The organism is Pseudomonas sp. LBUM1649 (assembly GCF_059716155.1).
On the sequence record NZ_CP166807.1, the window covers coordinates 1890652 to 1909766 of the forward strand.

Annotated in this window: 10 protein-coding genes; 3 read left to right on the forward strand and 7 right to left on the reverse strand. The window is 63.6% G+C overall.

What is annotated here, in order from left to right; translation table 11 throughout:
- Positions 1–276 precede the first annotated feature (276 nt).
- The 3 genes from ACA058_RS08785 (at position 277) to ACA058_RS08795 (ending at position 9923) form a co-directional block, all read left to right on the forward strand.
- Positions 277–7833, forward strand: a complete 7557-nt coding sequence (locus ACA058_RS08785) for an SDR family NAD(P)-dependent oxidoreductase (protein WP_497638726.1) — start codon at positions 277–279, stop codon at positions 7831–7833.
- 2 nt (positions 7834–7835) lie between these two features.
- On the forward strand, positions 7836–9185 hold the full coding sequence (locus tag ACA058_RS08790; protein WP_497638727.1) for an aminotransferase class I/II-fold pyridoxal phosphate-dependent enzyme: 1350 nt from the start codon (positions 7836–7838) through the stop codon (positions 9183–9185).
- Between the two features lie 378 nt (positions 9186–9563).
- Positions 9564–9923 carry a glycoside hydrolase family 19 protein gene (locus ACA058_RS08795; RefSeq protein WP_497638728.1) on the forward strand — a complete coding sequence of 120 codons (360 nt, stop codon included), beginning with the start codon at positions 9564–9566 and terminating at the stop codon, positions 9921–9923.
- 394 nt (positions 9924–10317) lie between these two features.
- Here ACA058_RS08795 and ACA058_RS08800 read toward each other — a convergent pair whose 3' ends face one another.
- From ACA058_RS08800 to ACA058_RS08830, 7 genes are all read right to left on the reverse strand, one after another.
- Positions 10318–10785: an REP-associated tyrosine transposase gene (locus ACA058_RS08800; protein ID WP_497638729.1), complete on the reverse strand. Its 468-nt coding sequence runs from the start codon at positions 10783–10785 to the stop codon at positions 10318–10320.
- A gap of 415 nt (positions 10786–11200) precedes the next feature.
- Positions 11201–12628 carry a capsular polysaccharide export protein, LipB/KpsS family gene (locus tag ACA058_RS08805; RefSeq protein ID WP_497638730.1) on the reverse strand — a complete coding sequence of 476 codons (1428 nt, stop codon included), beginning with the start codon at positions 12626–12628 and terminating at the stop codon, positions 11201–11203.
- Positions 12625–13236, reverse strand: a complete 612-nt coding sequence (locus tag ACA058_RS08810; RefSeq protein ID WP_497638731.1) for a GNAT family N-acetyltransferase — start codon at positions 13234–13236, stop codon at positions 12625–12627. The genes ACA058_RS08805 and ACA058_RS08810 overlap by 4 nt, the downstream gene beginning before the upstream one ends.
- Complete coding sequence (locus ACA058_RS08815) at positions 13226–14734, reverse strand: LTA synthase family protein (RefSeq protein ID WP_497638732.1); 1509 nt, start codon at positions 14732–14734, stop codon at positions 13226–13228. The genes ACA058_RS08810 and ACA058_RS08815 overlap by 11 nt, the downstream gene beginning before the upstream one ends.
- Before the next feature lie 4 nt (positions 14735–14738).
- A complete protein-coding gene (locus tag ACA058_RS08820; protein ID WP_497638733.1) occupies positions 14739–15515 on the reverse strand; it encodes an SDR family NAD(P)-dependent oxidoreductase in 777 nt (258 codons plus the stop codon).
- The gene (locus ACA058_RS08825) at positions 15512–16834 is read right to left on the reverse strand and encodes a capsule polysaccharide biogenesis protein (protein WP_497638734.1); all 1323 of its coding nucleotides are present in this window, start codon (positions 16832–16834) and stop codon (positions 15512–15514) included. Before ACA058_RS08825 ends, ACA058_RS08820 begins: the two co-directional genes overlap by 4 nt.
- A complete protein-coding gene (locus tag ACA058_RS08830) occupies positions 16771–18801 on the reverse strand; it encodes a capsule polysaccharide biogenesis protein (protein ID WP_497638735.1) in 2031 nt (676 codons plus the stop codon). Before ACA058_RS08830 ends, ACA058_RS08825 begins: the two co-directional genes overlap by 64 nt.
- Between the last annotated feature and the right edge of the window lie 314 nt (positions 18802–19115).

Sequence of the window (19115 nt, forward strand, 5' to 3'; positions counted from 1 at the left end):
TGGGTTGTACTGTAACGGTTTGTAAGGGTTTCCCTCGGGGGGCGCTCAGCGTATGATTTTGCGCCCCCGGCGCCGGGCGCTATCAGTGGTCAACCCTTGAAGGGCACTGGAGTCGATGCCGGGCAGAAAAGTACTCCTAATAATAAATACAGAGTCACTACCCAACGGAATTCAGCAAGTTTCTCAACGTTATGTTGAACCCATGATGGCGTTCAGCGCACCCATCGCACGAAGTGATGGCGTTACCGTTGAGAATATAAAAAGGTGGAGAAAGTCATGCGTAAAAAAGTTGCAATTATTGGGGCTTCGTTCCGTTTTCCCGGCTCCACTTCCGCAACTTTTTGGCAGAACCTGCTGGAAGGGCACGACTTCATCACGCAGGTCGACCCGTCCCGCTGGTCCCGCGATGCGTTTTTCCACCCCGACAAGGCTAACCCTGGCACGGCCTACACCATGGCGGCTGGCACGCTGGGTGACATTTCCACCTTCGATGCGGGCTTCTTCAGCATTTCTCCCCGCGAAGCGGCGATCATGGACCCCCAGCAGCGCCTGTTGCTGGAATTGGGATGGGAAGTGTTCGAGAACGCCGGGGTAAAACCGTCGAGCGTGCGCGGCAGCAATTGCGGGGTGTACCTGGGCATTGCCACCACCGACTATGCGTATCGCCTGTCCCATGACCTGTCGCTGGTGGATGCCTCGACGGCCACGGGCAACACCTTCAGCATCGCGGCCAATCGCCTGTCGTACTTTTATGACCTGCACGGCCCGAGCATGGCGGTCGATACCGCTTGTTCCTCGTCGCTGGTGGCGTTCCACCAGGCCTGCCAGGCCATTCAAAGCGGCGATATCGACCAGGCACTGGCCGGCGGTATCAGCCTGCACCTGCACCCGTTCGGCTTCCTGATCTTCTCCAAGGCCTCGATGCTGTCGCGCAAAGGGCGCTGCAACGTCTTCGACGAAGCCGGCGACGGTTATGTGCGCTCCGAAGGGGCAGGGCTGTTTTACCTCAAGGATTACGACAAGGCGGTGGCCGATGGCAACCAGATCCTCGCCGTCGTCGCCGGCAGTGCGGTCAATACCGACGGGCGCAAGTCCGGGCTGACAGTGCCCAGCGCCGATGCGCAGGCGGCGTTGATGACCCAGGCCTACGCCAGCGCCGGGATCTCGCCGGCCGACATCGATTACCTGGAAGCCCACGGCACGGGTACACCGGTGGGCGATCCCATCGAAAGCCGGGCCATCGGCCTGGCACTGGGCCAGGTACGCGGGGCGGACAAGCCGTTGTTGATCGGCTCGGTCAAGAGCAACATCGGTCACCTGGAGGCCGCGTCCGGCGTGGCCGGGTTGATGAAGGCGCTGTACTGCGTCACCGAGCGCCAGGTGCCGGCCACCATCGGCATCAAGAACCTCAACCCGCGTATTCCGTTCGCCGACCTCAACCTCAACGTCGCCACCCGCAACCACGCCCTCAAGCCGAGCGGCACGCTGGTGGTGGGGGTCAACTCGTTCGGTTTCGGCGGCGCCAACGCCCACGTCATCCTGCAAAGCCACACGCCGCAGGCTGTACCGCCGGTTGTCCAGGCAGGCCCGGTGCCGTTGATGGTCACCGCCAAGGACAGCGCCGGGTTGGCGGCAATGGCCGAAAGCATCGCGCAGCACCTGGGCGACCACCCGGCAACCGGCCTGTATGACGTGGCGTACCAGGCAATGATGCGTCGCGACCTGCATCCGCAGCGCGTGGTGGTGTTCGAGGCCGATCAACAGCAAAGCGCCCAGGCGCTGCTGGATTTCGCGCTGGACCCGGCCGTCTCGGCCCTGAGCTCGGTGGTCGAAAGCGGTCGCGCGCTGGATCACGCCAAGGGCCCGGTGTTCGTGTACTCCGGCAATGGCTCGCAGTGGCAGGGCATGGGCAAGGCGCTGCTCGCCGATGCCGTGTTCCATGCCGCGGTGACTGAAGTCGATAGCCTGTTCCAGCCACTGGCCGGCTATTCGCTGATCAAAGAACTGGCGGGCGAGTACGGCCAGGAGCGTTATCACCTGACCGAGCTGGCCCAGCCGGCGCTATTCGCGCTGCAAGTGGGCGTGACCCGCATGCTGGCCAGCCAGGGCGTGGTGCCGCAGGTGGTGATGGGCCACAGCGTTGGTGAAGTGGCGGCCGCCTGGGCGTGTGGCGCCCTGCGCCTGGTCGATGCGACGCGCGTGATCTACCACCGCAGTCGGCTGCAGGGCCTGACCGCCGGTTCCGGGCAGATGTCCGCCGTGGGCCTGTCGGGCAGTGACACCGAAAACCTGTTGCTGGAGCTGGGCCTGAATGATGTGGTCGTGGCCGGCGAAAACAGCTTCAAGGGTGCCACCGTGGCCGGTTCCGTGGCCGGTCTTGAGCGTCTGGAACAGGCGCTGACCGAGCGCCAGGTGTTCGTCCGCCGCCTAGGCCTGGACTACGCCTTCCATTCGCCGGCCATGAACGTCATCGCCGAACAGGTGGTCGAGGCATTGCGCGACATCGCGCCGCGCGCCAGCCGCATCCCGATGTATTCCACGGTCACCGGTCGCTTGCTCGATGGCGAACGCCTGGACGCCGAGTACTGGTGGCAGAACATCCGTTTCCCGGTGCTGTTCCAATCCGCCAGCGAGACCCTGTGCGAGCAGGGCTACAACGTCTTTGTCGAAGTCGGTCCGCACCCGATCCTGCGCAGCTACGTCACCGATGCCCTGGCGGCACGCGAGCAACAGGGCGTGGTGATCGCCACGCTCAAGCGCCATGACGACGCAGCGCAAATGGTCACCCGAGCGGTGGCCAAGGTGCTGATCAGTGGCGTCGATACCGACCTGGCGTGCCTGTTTCCGAGCACCGGCCGCTTCGTGCGCTTGCCCAACTATGCGTGGCAGCGCGAGCGGCACTGGCACGGCGACACGCCGGAGTCGGCGCGCACGCTGTACCACGATCGGGTGCATCCGCTGCTGGGCCATGCGGTACCCGGCCACGAGCTGACTTGGGACAATCGCCTGGACACGCAACTGTTCCCGTCCCTGGAAGACCACAAGGTCGGCGACGCCGTGCTGTTCCCCGGCGCCGGTTTCACTGAGCTGGTGCTGGCGGCAGCGCAGTGCTACCAGCCGGGTGAGTTCGTCGACATCGAAGAGCTTGAGATTCACAGCCCGCTGGTGCTGCACGCCGAATCGAGCAAGCGCGTGCGCGTGCAGATCGACAGCAGCGATGGCACGGTGTCGATCGTTTCGCGCAGCACCTCCCAGGAAGAACCCTGGGCCCGCCACGTGGTCGCCCGCCTGCCGGGCGAGGCCCGTGGCGTGCTGCTCAACGAACCGGCGCCAGCGCTGCCAACCCGCGCCGCGGATTTCACCCGTGCAGAACATTTGCAATTGACATCTGCGGTTGGCCTGAATTACGGCCCGGCCTATCAGGCCATCGAAGCCGGCTGGATCGACGGTGACCAGGTGCTGGCGCAGCTCACCGCCCCGAGCGTGATTGCTTCGGAACTTACGGCCTTGCACCTGCATCCGGCGCTCCTGGACAGTGCGTTCCAGCTGATCACCCAGTTGCTCAGCAGCGATCCGAAGGCGCGCAACGGGCTGGCGTTCATCCCGGTGAAACTGGGGCGCATCAACTTCGCCGCGGGCAGCCTGCCACCGTGCCTGGCCAAGGTGCGCCTGGTGCGTCGTTCGGAACACTCGCTGCTGGCCGACTTCACCCTGTACGACGCCCAGGGGCGCGCCGTGGTGTGCATCAAGGACGCGCGTTTCCGTGCCGTCAAGTTGCACAAGGATCGCAGCGGCGATCTGAAACTGGTGGATTTCGCCGGTATCGCCAAACCCTATCCCCTGGCCGCCCGTGCGTTGCCACTACCGGGCGCGCTATTGCACAGCGCGCTGGCGCAAAGCCTGGCGTCGGTGAGCGATGAACCGACCCTGGTGCGTTACAGCCAGGAAGTCGATCCACTGCTGGACAGCCTGTGCGCCAGCTTCGTGCTGGAGGCCATCGAGTCCCTCGGCGGCCGCCTCAGCGCCGCGCAACGGGCGACGTGGCAGGCCGAGGCGCAAGGCTTCTCGGGCTACCTGGAGCATCTGCTGCAGCAGGCGCTGGACGACGGCAGCCTGATTGCCAGCGGCGACGCCTGGCAGCTGGCCGATCAGGGCGAGCGGCCAAGTGCCCAGGACATCTGGCAGGAACTGTTCCGCAGTTATCCCGAACACTTCCAGATCATTCACTCGGTGGGCCGTATCGGCATCCACCTGCTGGACCTGCTCAGCGGTGCGGTACAGATCGAAACGCTGCTGCCCCGTGAAACTTCGCCGGCGCAGTTGGCCCGCCAAGTGCTGGGGGCCAGCGGCTATCACGCCTTGCTGGACGCGATCAAAGGCCACATCGAACAACGCCTGGCCGTGCTGCCGGCAGGCCAGCGCCTGCGCATCCTCGAGCTCGGCTTCGGTGGCGCGCCTTTCGCCGCGCAACTCTGTGCGCAGCTGGACTTCGACCGTGTCGACTACCAGTACAGCGCCGACGACCTGGACCCGGCCAGCTTGCTGCAAGCCGACTTCCCGGACCTGCGCCTGCTCAGCCTGGGCGACGCCGCCCAACTGCCGGCCGTGCCCGCCCAGGGTTTTGACCTGGTGCTGGTCGCCAGCGACCTGGCGCCGTTGCAAGCCATCAGCGCAGGCCTGCGCCATGGCGCGGCGCGGTTGTTGGCCGGTGGCCAGCTGATGCTGTTGGCGCAGCACCCGGCCCGTTGGGCGGATTTCGTGTTCGGCGCGCAACCTTCGTGGTGGCTGGCCGGGCAGGGCCAGGACAGCCTGTCGGTGCAGCAGCGCCCGGGCTTCTGGCAACAAGAACTGCGCCGTCACGGCCTGAGCGTTGGCGATGCACTGGAATTGAGCCCGGCCATGTCCAGCGGCAGCTACGTGCTGGTGGGCGCGGCCGAAGCGGCGGCGGCCTTCGAGCGGCAGCCACTGCCGGCCCAGCGCTGGTTGCTGGTGGCCGATGAGCAGGGCGCGGAACAAGCCTTCGCCCAACAATTGGCCGCCGCCCTGCGCGAGCAGGGGCAAAGCGTTGACTGGCTGGCGCCGGCATCGGCCGAGGACATGGCCGAGCAACTGCGCGCCACGTCGGCGCCGCAGCACCTGCTGTTGCTCAGCGGCCTGTTCGGGAGCCACGGCCTGGACGACCAGGCGCGGCGCTGCATGCTGGCCGCGGCACTGACCCAGGCGTGCGAGCAGGCGGGCATCAGCCCCGATTGCTGGGTGCTGACCCGTGGTGCGGCGGTGCATTTGCTGCCGGCCGCTGCACAGGTCGCAGGTGACCTGGCATCCCTCGCCGATGCGGCGTTGTGGGGCTTTGGTCGCACCCTGGCCAACGAAGCCGTGGGTTGCCGCGTGCGCCTGCTGGACCTGGCCGAGGGGGCCGGGGTCGAAGCGTTGCTGCCAGCCTTGCTCCATGCCGATGACGAAACCGAATTGGCCATCAGTGCCGAGGGTGATCGTTACGTGGCCCGCTTGCGCGTGCGCCCCGATCAGCTGGATGTCAGCACCGATCAACAAACCGCGACCCAGGTCAGCCTTGGCTTCGAACTGCCGGGCCAGTTGCGCAACTTGCGCTGGGAAGCCCACGAGCCGTTGGTGCCGGCGAGCGACGAGCTGGACATCGAGGTCCAGGCCACCGGCCTCAACTTCCGCGACGTCATGTATGCCCTCGGCCTGTTGTCGGACGAAGCCATCGAGAACGGCTTCTCCGGCCCGACCCTGGGTTTTGAATTCGCCGGTGTGGTGCGCGGCAAGGGTGCGCAGGTGCAAGGTGACTTCCAGCCGGGTGACCGGGTCGTCGGCTTTGGCCCGTCGAGCTTCGCTAATCGCCTGATCACCAATGCCAATGCGGTGGCGCGGATCCCCGAGGGCATGTCCTTCGAGGCGGCGGCGACCATCCCGAGCACATTCTTTACCGTGTACTACGCGCTGCACCACCTGGCGCGCCTGGAACCGGGCGAAAAAATCCTCATCCACGGCGCCGCAGGCGGTGTCGGCATCGCCGCGATCCAGATCGCCAAATGGTGCGGCGCCGAGATCTACGCCACCGCGGGCAGCGACGAAAAACGCGACTTCCTGCGCTTGCTCGGGGTCGAGCATGTGTTCGATTCACGCTCGCTGGCGTTTGCCGATGAGATCCTGGCGATCACCGCTGGCCGTGGCGTCGACGTGGTGCTCAATTCCCTGGCGGGCGAGGCGATCAACCGCAACCTGCAAGTGCTCAAGCCATTCGGGCGTTTCCTCGAACTGGGCAAGCGTGACTTCTACCAGAACACCAAGATCGGCCTGCGACCGTTCCGCAATAACATCAGCTACTTCGGCATCGACGCCGACCAGCTGATGAGCGAGCGTCCGGACCTGACCCGCCGTCTGTTCGGCGACATGATGCAGCTGTTCCGCGACGGCATCCTCAGCCCGTTGCCGTACCGTGAGTTCGACGCCAACGATGTGGTCGAGTCGTTCCGCTACATGCAGCAAGCGCGGCAGATCGGCAAGATCGTCGTCACCTACCGCACGCCGATCCAGCAGGTGTTCCGCGCGCCTCTGGCACAGGCGCATGCTGTGCAGCTGGCGGCCGACGGCACCTACCTGGTGACCGGTGGGCTCAGCGGTTTCGGCCTGCGTACCGCGCAATGGCTGGTGGACAAGGGCGCTCGTCACCTGGCATTGCTGGGCCGTCGCGGCGCGGCTACCGAAGAAGCGCAACCGGCGCTGGCGGCCTGGCGCGAACAGGGCATCGAGGTCCAGGCGCTGGCCTGCGACATCACCGACATCGCCCAGTTGCGTAGCGTGCTGGCCAGCATCGAAGCCTCCAAGGCGCCGCTGCGTGGCGTGGTGCATGCGGCCACCGTGTTCGAAGACGGGCTGATCCGCAACCTGACCCAGGCGCAATTGCAACGGGTGCTCGAACCCAAGGCCAAGGGCGCGCAGTACCTGCACGAACTGACCGCGCATCTGGCGCTGGACTTCTTCGTGCTGTTCTCCTCGGCGACCACCCTGTTCGGCAACCCGGGGCAGGCCAACTACGTGGCGGCCAACCATTGGCTCGAAGCCCTGGCCCGTCATCGCCTGCTGCAAGGGTTGCCGGCCACGGCCGTGCTGTGGGGGGCGATTGACGATGCCGGTTTCCTCGCGCGCAACCAAGACGTCAAGGACGCCCTGCAAAGTCGCATGGGCGGCGCCGCCTTGCAGTCGCAAGCGGCACTCGACACCCTGGAACGCCTGCTGCTGCAACAGCGCTCCGGGCTGGGTGTGCTGGAACTCGACTGGAAAGCCCTGTCGCGCTTCCTGCCGGCCGCCGGTTCGCCCAAGTTCAGTGAACTGGCGCGGCTGCACAGTGGCGATCAGGAGGAAGAGAGCAACGTCGATGACATCCAGCGCCTGTTGCTGGAGATGAACGACCAGGAACTCACCGAACTGTTTGCCGAGATGCTCAAGCAGGAAATCAGCGAGATCCTGCGCATGCCGACCAGCAAGCTCGACAGCAGTCGACCGCTGCAGGAACTGGGGCTGGACTCGTTGATGAGTGTGGAACTGGTGGTGGCGGTCGAGGAGCGCTTCGGCATTCGCCTGCCGGTGATGGAGTTGAGCGAAACCTCCAGCATTGCCAAATTGACCGTGCGCATTCTTGAACTGCTGCGCGGCAGCCAGGATGCCGAGGCCGCGCCCGTTGCCGAAGACAACCTGCAGGCGCTGACACTGGCACGTCATGGCCTCGAACTGTCCGAGGCTGAACCGGCCCAGGTCCGCCAGGGCGCGCGCGACGCTGATTCCCAACTCTCCCGTTCGATCAATTGACTATGACCACTAAAAGTTCACCAGGGCTTGGCGCTTCGATGAAAGACAAGCTGATCCAGCAAGCCCTGGAACGGCGCCTGCGGCAGACCGGCGACGGCGCACCGCCGGCCTCGCTGGCGGACGTGAGCCGCAATGCGCGGTCGGTGCCGGAGCAGTTCTACCGCTTCGATCAGCATCCCGGTTACCAGCAACTGCGGATCATGCATGACGGCGCGGCGCGCTTTGGCCTGGCCAATCCGTTCTTCAAGCTGCATGAAAGCCTGGCCGGCGCCGAAACGACGATCCAGGGCCAGCGCTTCGTCAACTTCGCCAGCTACAACTACCTGGGTTACTCCGGTCATCCGCTGGTTGCCGAGGCGGCCAAGGCCGCCATTGATCACTACGGCACGTCGGTATCGGCCAGTCGCCTGGTGTCCGGTGACCGGCCGATCCATCGCGAGCTGGAGGCCGAACTGGCCCGGCTGTACGAAGTGGATGATGCGGTGACTTTTGTCAGTGGACATGCCACCAACGTCACCACCATCGGCTACCTGTTCGGCCCGCGGGACCTGGTGATCCACGACGAACTTATCCACAACAGCGTGCTGCAAGGCATCCAGTTGTCCGGCGCGCGCCGCTTGAGTTTTGCCCACAACGACTACGAAGCCCTCGACCGTCTGCTGGGCGATCAGCGTCAGCATTTCGAGCGGGTGCTGGTGGTGCTCGAAGGCATCTACAGCATGGACGGCGACTACCCGGACCTGCCGCGCTTCGTCGAGCTGAAGAACAAGCACAAGGTGTTCCTGATGGTCGACGAGGCCCACTCGCTGGGGGTCATGGGGGCCAACGGCAAAGGCATTCGCGAACACTTCGGCCTGGCGGGTTCTGACGTCGACATCTGGATGGGCACCCTGAGCAAGACCCTGGCCAGTTGCGGTGGCTACATTGCCGGCGAGTCGGCCCTGGTCGAGCACCTGAAGTTCATGGCGCCGGGGTTTCTCTACAGCGTCGGCATGCCGGCCTCGGTGGCGGCGGCGGCACTCGCTGCGGTGCGCTGCATGGCCCATGACGCCGAGCGCGTGGCGACCTTGCAGGCGCGGGGCCAACAGTTCCTCGCCCTGGCCCGCGAGGCGGGGCTGGACACTGGCACCAGTACCGGGCTTGCGGTCATTCCGGTGATCACCGGCAGTTCGCTCAAGGCCACCCAATTGTCCGGCGCCCTGGCCAAACGCGGGATCAACGCCCAGCCAATCCTGCACCCGGCTGTACCGGAAAAAGCTGCGCGCGTGCGCTTCTTTGTCTCGTGCCTGCACACCCCCGAACAAATCGCCGAGACCGTTGCCATCGTTGCGCAGGAACTGCAAAAGCTGTGACGGTGATGCCTCTGTAGGCGCTGGCTTGACGGCGATGGCGGCTGGATGTACTCGATCTACTGTGGGAGCGAGCCTGCTCGCGAAGGCGGCCTGACAGCCGACCTGTCTCCCGCAGATGTACTCCGATTAAACTGTGGGAGCGGGCTTGCTCGCGAAGGCGGCCTGATAGCCGACCTATCTCCTGCAGGTGTACTCCAAGCAAACTGTAGGAGCGAGCCTGCTCGCGATGGAGGTCAACGATGACGCGGGGAGCCTGACACCCCGCGGTGCTCTCAGGTTTTTCGTCGGAACGCCGCCCGGAGCATGCTCGCTCCTACAGGGCCCGCCGCGATGGGCCATCCTTGGCCCCAGCGCGGCTAAACCGGCATCCATGCCGGTTTGCCCGCTGCGCAGAACCGGAACGAAGCCTCTCGAGGGCAAGAAGATCAAAAGCCAAAACACGGCCGTGACGGGCGAGGCTGGCGCTATCGAGGCAGCGGACTGATTCAGGTCACCGGTTGGGTCAACTATCAGGCATACGGCTCGGCGCTGAGCCTGGACCTGCTGACGAAACCTGAATTGCTGGAGCAGCCGGCATACGCCGCGCTGTCTGCCTCCTGGTTCTGGTCGTGTAATGGCCTGAATGAGTTGGCGGACGCTGGCCAGTTCGAGGCAATCACTCGGTGCATCAATAGCGGGCTCAATGGGCGGACAGATCGGTTGCAGCTGTGGGCGAAGGCTTCGGCGGTGCTGGCGTGATCTCGTTGTCGAAGCCTTGCTGCTGGCTGTATGCAAGGCGTACGTGCGTGATTTGAATCGATAGGATTTTCGGGCGAATAACATATGTCGTCTGCGTTATCACGCAGGTGGCAGTACCACCCATACAGCGATGCCACAAGGGTGAGTACGATCATAGCTATGAGGATGAAAATTAGATAACGCATCGTACTCGGCTGCCTTTAGTGGTGCGAGTGTATGGTTGAGATGCGTCCTTGCTGGTAAGCGAATTTAAGCCACTTGGAGAAACGGCTGTCTATAAGGTAATGCCCTACATGACGGTGTTTTTTCCTTAGATATCGGAGCTGGCTTGCCAGCGAAGGGGCCCGCAAGCCCGACACAAGATCCAAAACCGCCTTCGCCGGCAAGCCGGCTCCTACAACCAAATGGCGTCCCACAATGGATAATCGTGTACTCGCCTGACCAGCCCTGCCCGCAATGGATTGGCAATGAAGTAACGCGCCACGGCGCGCAAATCCTCTTCGCGACGAATCGCCCGGTCATGGAAACCTTTCTGCCACATCTGCCACATCTGCCCCGTGCGACCCAAACGGGCATTCACGGCTCTTGCGCAGCGGGATTTGGTGGCCCTCATCAAGCCTGGCAACGTGTTGTTCTGCAGCTCGACCAGCCAGTGAAAGTGGTCGGGCATCACCACCCAGGCCAGGGAATTTGCTTGCTCCTCTGTCTGGGCCTGACGAAACTGCTCCACCATCAAACGTCCGATGCGCCAGTCACTGAAGAGCGGTTCGCGCAGACGGGTAACGGCGGTGAGCAGGTATATCTGTCCTGACTGCGAGTAACGCCCGGAGCGTAGACGGTTGGCGTGTGAACGAATGGGCAATCCTTTGCCCTCCCTTGTCGGTCGAAAAGGGTAATGCTAGCGCGCAGAAGATTTGACGTTGAAAAGGTTTGGGTCCGGATGTGACCAAGCCAGAGGCCATATGTTTGGTGTGCGTCAAGGCGCCGCAGATCAATCACGTGCGCATGTTTATCGCGTGCGCATAGTTTTTTGTAGGAGCTGGCTTGCCAGCGAAGGCGTCCGCAAGCCTGATATAAGATTCAAGGCCGCCTTCGCCGGCAAGCTGGCTCCTACAGTTTCTGTGAATGTCATGATTTTGTAGGAGCTGGCTTGCCAGCGAAGGCGTCCGCAAGCCTGATACAAGATTCAAGGCCGCCTTCGCCGGCAAGCCGGCTCCTACAGGGGGCGGTCACACGTGAGATTGATGCAATATTCGAGGCCGTCTCAACGGCAAGGCTCAGAACATACCCTTGAGGTATCTGCGAATCTGTCGATAACGCGCGCAGCCCTCGAGCAGGCCGGCCTTGGGAAGGGCGCTGTGTGCCTGAGCTTGCTGCGGGCTGCAAGGCAGGCCGCGGATCTGTGCCAGGGGTTGTTCATTACCGCACGGCCACTGCAGCGCATCCGGGCGGATACGCCACAGTGACACGCCATGCGCTTCGGCACGGGCTTGCAGGTCGCCCGATTCGCTGGCATGCCACACCAACAGCTTGCCCGTTTCGCGGGCCACGGTCGGGATCAGCTCGGGGTTGTCGCGGGCGAACGTCAACTGACCCCAGCGGCTGTTGAGTAACCTGCGCATCGCCGACCGCTCGCGCCGCGGTACGCCAATCACGGTCACACTGCCAGCAAACTGGCTGTCCTGCTGTTTTTGCCGGGCCAGTTGCCGGGCCACGGTCATCACATCGCAACGCTGGTCGGTCAACGGGTCGACGTAACGGCAATAGCGGATATACGCCGCTGCCACCAATTGCTCCAGGGTCGGGCGCGCCTGGCGACGGGGGATGGCCAGGCGATCATCGGTCAAACCCCAGCCGGCATAGAACGGCAGGCCGAAACAGGTCACCGGGATGCCCTGGATCAAGGCTTCAAGACCGGCCTGGCTGGTGCCGACATACACCCGTCGGGCCCGGCGCGCCAAGGAGGCCCAGGACACATGACGACTCTCCAGCGTCAGGCCGCGCTCGAGCGCGGCATCGAGCAGGCAGCTTTTCTTGTGGCCGTTGACGCAGTCCGGGTGAATCCGCACCCGCACATCCGCCTCGGGATTTTCCGCCAGTGCCGCATCGAGCATGCGGATAAAGTCCGCTTCACACAGCCCGCCACCGGGAATCGAAAAGTCGCCGTAGGTCTGATCCACCACCAGCACCAACGGCCGTTCACGCCCCAGCGGATCGTCATCGCTCAAGTCCGGCGCATTGTTGTACTTGCCGATGCCGCTGCTGCGCATCAGGGCAATCAATGCCTGCGCGGTGGCCAGATCTGCATCGCTCAGGCTGTGCGGCACCTGCAGGATGTTCTCCAGCAACGACGGCCGATCGGCCAGGTAGTGAATGCCGATCGGATCGACCACCATCGACATCGGCGTATCGCCTTCCACCCCCAGCGACGAAGAACGCAAGAAGCCGTCCTCCAGCGCCACATAGGGAATACCCCAGCGCTTGCACAGCACTCGGGCATGGTCGGACGAGCTCTTGTAGCCGATCCCGGAAATCGCCTTCAACCCCGCCGGCCGCTGTTGACCGCGTCGCCACAGCCACTGCGGCGTCCCTTCAGGGTCGAGAAACTCGCCCAGGTGAAAGACTTTCCACATCACCCATTGCGACATGATGCCCACCCAGCCGGGGCCTTCCACCAGGGACTCAAGGGCGACGGGTCGATTCATTTCGTGGGCACTCGTGAAAGGGGCGACAACGTGCGGCGCAGGTTGATGACGGTGGGAATTGGCATCAGGCGGCTGAGCCAGCTCATGGTGCGTATCGACACAAAGCCGTGGTGGGCATAGAACGCCCGGGCGGCGAGGTTTTTCGCCTGCACTTCCAGCTCGATTTTTTCATGGCCGCAGGCCAAAGCCTGCTCGAACACCGCCTGCAGCAAGGCGCTGGCGACGCCCTGGCGGCGGGCGGTTTTGCGCACACGCAAGCCGTACAGGTAGAACCCGTAGTACCACTCGCGGCACTCGCTGATCATGAACAGCCCGTAACGCAACGTGCCACCCAACCGGCCGAACTCACGCACGAAGGGCCGCAGGCCCGGTGAAAACGGTCCGCGTCGATGGTGTTTGAACGCCGCGTAACCAATGGCGCCATCACTGCGATAGGCAATCAACACCCGGTCCCAATTGATCCCGTCCGCCAACAGACGATGACGGCACTCTTCGTCGCCGAGGATGAACGCCAGCGAACCGCGCCCCGAGGTGATCCAGCGGGCAATCGCCGGCTCGCGCTCCGAAGTGCTGGAGGCCAGGACGATCCGCACGGGTTCACGCTGCATCGCGTACCGACGCCAGATGATCGATAAACGCCTTGGCCAAGTGCTCGACACCCATGTCCGCAGGGGCGCTGGCGCTACGCGCGGTATTGGACCAGATGAAATACTCGGTATCGCCATCCGGCTCACCCAGCGCGCCATAGACGTCGGGCAGGATCGGCACATGGTCACCGAAGAAACACAACCCGGTCGGCGTACCGCGCGCCAGCAAGTGCTCGCGCAGTAGGCCGAGCATGCGGTCGGCATTGCCCAGGTGGCGCACATACGGGGCGAGGTCGCGCAGGTCTTCAGGCAGGGGGCGATCGAACCATTGCGCGAGATCGGCCGCTTCGACGCTTTCCAGGTGCAACGGCCCGTGGTTTTCCATGGTGATGGCATGGATGTACAACGGCTGCGTGCGACCCGGGGCATCGAGCAATTCGCTGATCTTGTAGGCCACGGCGCAGTCACCGATAAATGGACCGGCCTTCTGCTGCTCGGTGAAGCTGCGCACGTCGATGAACTCGTCGAAACCCAGCGCCGGCAACACCTTGTCGCGACCGTAGAAACTGCCCACATATGGATGCACGCACACCGTGCGGTAGCCACGGCGCTTGAGTTCCAGGGCGATACTGGCAACACCCTGGCGCGCCAGGTGGCGATAGGGGTTGAAGCGGTGCACGCCGAGCTGGTCGACCTTGATGCCGGTCAGGAAGGCGAACTCGGTACGCACCGTGTTGGCACCCCAGGCCGCCACCTGCAAACGACCTTGGGCCAGCGCTTCACCACGCAAAGTATCGAACTGATTTAGGACCTGCGCACGAACACCGGGCCACAGTCGGCGCGCATCGAAAAACGATTCGCTCTGTACCGACACCAGGTCCGCCAGGGTGGCATCGGCCATGGGGCGTGCTTCCTCGCCAAGGAACGGCGAATTCAATGACGCCAGTGCCACGGGACGCCGGGCAGCAAAAAAGTACGTCCACAAACTGGCCGCCAGGCCCCAGCGACCCAGATCAAGGCCTGCGTCGAAGGTCGGTTGCAGGGGTTTCCGCCCGCCAAGCCAGAGCAGCACCAAGCCACCGATCAAGGTGCCCGTCGCCACGGCGTGGGCGTTGGCACCGACCGGTTCGAAGTACAGGCCGCAAGCCAGGTAGACGACAAACAGCAACGCCAGGCCAATGGCCTTGCCAATGCCGAAGAACGGCAAGTACAAGCGCGGGTAGCGCACGGCATCGCTGAAGTATTCGAAGTCGGCGCAGACGAAGGGCTCGCGCAGCGAATGGTATTTGGCATTGCTCACCAGCACGATCAACAGCCACAAGGCCAGCACGTTCACCGCGCTGAACCAGGCACGACCGGTGATCAGGTACAGCAAGCCGACGGCGAACGCCCAGGCACCGGCGTGCAGCAGCCAGGCGCGCAGCGGGCGACGCCAGCCGGGGCAGGGCACCAACAGTTTTTCGAAGGCGCACGACAGGAGAAAACCGAACACAACCACCAAGCCAAACGCACTACTCAAGAAATCAGGCACCGTAATCCAGCCACCGCAAAATGATCGACGACAGCCGTGGCGGAATAACCCCCAGGGCCCAGCATCCAAGGTTCAGCGGGAACGGAAAACTGATCCGCGCCTGGTTCGCCGCCAGGCCACTTCGGATCCTTCGAGCGGCTTTGTCCGGGACCAGGAGCAAAGGTTTGGGGCCAGGCATTTCAAAGCACATTTTCGATTCGACGTAGCCGGGCATGATCACGTTGATCTTCACCCCGTCCGCCGCCACCAGATCGCGCATGGCCTCGCCGTAGGCCTTGATCGCCGCCTTGCTGGCGCTGTAGCTCGGGGTGGCGGGCAGCCCGCGCCAGCCGGCCAGCGAACTGAACAGGGCGATCTGCCCGGACTTGCGCGCACGCATGAACGGCAACGCGGCTTGCACCGTGGCCAGGGCCGCCAGCACATTGATTTCGATCAGCGCCTGGGACAGTTCCCAGACTTCGCCCTCGCCATTCTCACCGGTGGACGTGTTGACCCCGGCGCCGACGATGATCAGGTCCGGTGCCTCGCTCTCGCTGATCTCGCCGATCCAGCGCCGCAAGGCCGTAAGATCCTGGACGTCGAGCGGCTGCAGCAACACCCGGGCACCGAGGGCGCGGCATTGCGCGGCCATTTCTTCCAGGCGATCCAGGCGCCGGCCTTGCAGGATCAGGGTTACCCCCGGTGCCGCATAGGCAGGCGCCAGGGCACCACCGATGCCGCCTGTGGCACCGGTGATGAGAATGCAGCGTGGAGACTTGTGTAGCGTCATAGGTACTGTTCGATCTTCGAGGTTTTCGCCATCAACACTTCCAGGGAATTGTTCACCGCCATGTCGATGCCACAGCGGGTATAGAAGCCGCCGTTGACCTGCGTGGTGTGAATGACCGTGCTGCGAAAGCGTTGAAAGAGTGTGGCGTCGGGTGGTTCCGGGTGGTCCCAGAACTCGTCGAGGCCGCCTTGGTGGGTCAGCCCCTTGAGGTTGTAGATCGGGTCGCTGAGGGCGATGGTCGGCACGTTGTGCATCAGCGACGAGCCGCCCACGGTGCTGTTGACCGTGACCACGCCGGCGACGTGGGACAGCAAGGTCGGCATGTGCCCGCTTTCGAGGAAGTCCACGCGGCCTTCGATGCCCAGCTTGTGGGCAATGCGCCGGGTGATGCGCTGATAGTTGACGATGCCGGGCGTCAGCGGATGGTTCTTCACCACCAGCCGCGCATCGCTGCCTGCATGGCGGGCAAACGAGCCCATCACGTGCTTGAGCACATCCTTCATGTGCCGGAACGGCGAGTGGTCGCGGATCTGCGCATCGCTGTCCAGCTGCAAGGGCAACAGGAAGGTGCGGTGACGGTTGCGCGCCACCTCACTGATCACCTCGGAATCGCGGCCCTTGGCATTCAGCAGGCGAATGCCCTGGCGAATGTAGCCCGCATACTCCACCGCCGCGTTGAACGGCGCGTGGGTCTTGTAATGGGGGAACACCACTTTGTTCAGCGCACCGCCGACGTGATACATCACGTCGTGCAGGGCCCGGGAGGCAAAGGACAGGCGAAACGCATTGCCGTTGTGATACCGCGGGATGTACTTGCCCACTTCCCGATACCACTCCGGATCACGGGGCAGCAGCGAGTGATTGTTCACGCCGTTGCGCTCAAGGGTGATCCAGTAGGGGCGGAAGTAACCTTCCTCGAACACATGCACACGAATGCCCAGCGACTTGGCCAGCTCCACCGCCGGTTGATGCACGGGACGGCAATCGCCGAACAGCACCACGTCGGTGATGTGCTCCGCCTTGAAGCTGTGGCTGTAGAAATCCGACAACTGCTCGGGGCGCGCCGAATAAAACACCCGCGCACCGCTGCCGTACAGGGTATCGCCCATGTTGAAGCTGACGGACTTGACCCGCTGTCCCTCGGCCCGCAGGGCTTGCGCCAGGCGCGCAAAAAACGGCGAACTGACGCCTTGCAAGAGCAGGAACGAGTTGCGCGGCTTCACCGGCACCGGACGCAGGGAGCGCTGCAGCGGAACTAGGATTTCCTGAGGCGTGGTTTCAAAACCGTAAGGAGCAAACGCTGAATCATCTCTCGCCATGTTGAAGTTCTTCCTTGCATTGGTACTTCATCCCAGTTCTGGATCTCGACAAGCGTGCGTTCAGGCGTGGTGAATTTTCGGGTGATGCGGCTGACATAAGTCGGGTAGCGGATCAGGGTCGCGGCCACCAGCTCGTCCAGGCTCAGGCGCCGGGTGCGGCGCGCCTGGACGTCCGGGCTCAGGTCGCGATCCTGGGTCAACCCCCAACCGGCATAGAACGGCTGGCCGTAAGTGGTCACCGGCACGCCGCGCAACAAAGCTTCGAAGCCCGATTGCGAGGTCAGCACATGCACCTCGTCGACCTCGGACAACAGTGCGTGGAAAGGCACATCGCCCACCACCTGGTTGCACCAGTCGCTGGTGCGTTCTTCGTCTTGGCCGGCCTCGCGTGTGCCGGCCAGTACTTCGGGGTGCGGCTTGTACAACAGCCACGCCATCGGATGACGCTCGCGCACCGCCTTGAGCAAATCCAGATTGCGGCGGATCCGGTGCGCGCCATAACGAATCGACGCATCGGACTCCACCTGGCCCGGTACCAGAATCACCCGCTCGACCCCGGCGGGGCGTTTCCACGGGGTGCCCGGCAGGTTGTACTTGGTCACGCCGGCCACACAGATCGCTTCGCGCAATGCCGCTGCCCGCTGCAACAAGCCCGGTGCACAAGGCTCGTTTTGCAAGATGTGTTCCAGACGGGAAGGGCGGGTGGCGTCGTAGTAAATGCCCAGGTCGTCGAACACCCAGGACAGTGGGCGGGTTTTCTTCGCGCCCAGGCCGACTGAGCGTAGGAAGCCGTCTTCGACGCGGCCTAGGTGGCGACCCGATTTTCCGGACAGAGGCGTGTCGTGCTGGCAACCCCATGTGATGACCGGAGCGGCCACGCGACGACGAGAGAAACGCCCGAGAAACCGAACGGATGAGCCGTTGAAAAAGTCGAGCACCAAGGGTTGTTTCCACTTGCTGAAGCCGACCATTTGCAAGTCATGGGGCAACCGACTGCGCATTCTTCGCTGCAAACCCAACCACACCAGCACGGTCTCGACCTGGCACGGCGCACCCGTCTCCGGGTCGACGTAGCGCGGGTATTCCACCAACGCGGCATGCAGCAACTGCTCAAGACTGACCGGGTGGCGACGCTCAGGCGCAGGCAAGGCATCCGTGGTCAAACCCCAGCCGGCATAGAACGGCATGCCAAAAGTGTGCACCGGCACGGCCCACAACAGTGCATCGAAGCCCAGTTGCGAAGTCATCACGTACACCGCCTGAACAGCCGATAGCAGTTCGGCGGGGTGCACGTTATCGCTGATCACCTGCACCCGCGGATGCTTGCGCAACGCCGCGAGGTCGAAGTGCCCCTGCTTGCGCCCGGCCACCACGTCCGGGTGAACCTTGACCACCACCGTACTCTGCGGGTGACGGTCCAGCGCGGCGTCGAGCATGCGCTGGAAATCGGCGGCGGTGGCGCCTTGCAACGAGGCATCGCCGCGCGTCTGATCGGCGACCAGCACGCAAGGCTGCGGCAACGCACAGCGTTCGATCCGCGCGCCGTTGTACTTGGACACACGCTCTTCGCACCAGCTCGCCTGCAAGCCACGGGCACGCAACACCTCTGCTTGGGTCAGCGGCAAGGGAATCAGTTGTTCGAGGCGAGAAGGGCCGCTGGCGTCGTAGTAGATGCCCAGCGGGTCGACGATCAGCGACAGCGGCGGGTCTTCAGCACCCAGGCCCACCGAGCGCAAAAATCCGTCTTCGACAGTGATCAGCGGCAACCCGGCACTGTCGGCAGCCGCCTTGGCACGTAGCGCACTGGGTTTGCGGCCCCACGCCAATACGTCATCGGCCTGGGCAATGTCGCCCACCGTTCCACACAGCAGCCGATACTCAGGCAGCAGGGCGGGGAGGGTAGGGATCTGTTGCGCACCTTTAGACAGAATCAGCAAAGAGCGACGCGGCGGAGCAGCATTGTCCATAAAAAACAGCGGATATCCATAACGGGCGCAATCATCAGTCAGGCACGCATCAGTGCGTGTGCCTGGAGGAAATGCTCAATGAAATTTGCCGCGAATGATAATACAAACGTATGGGTGCCATTCACAAAAGTAGGAAAAATCTGACAAATTTTTCACATAAATCGTGATTTCCCAAAACACCTGCAGGCCCGTTCACCCAGCGGCCCGATGAGCGGCATCCGCAGAGCTCGCAGCGCGATTGACAACCCTTGTAATTGGATGGACTCGCCCCAGCCGAGGCGTCAATGCGCCACGCTGGCAGTCTAAACAGCCAA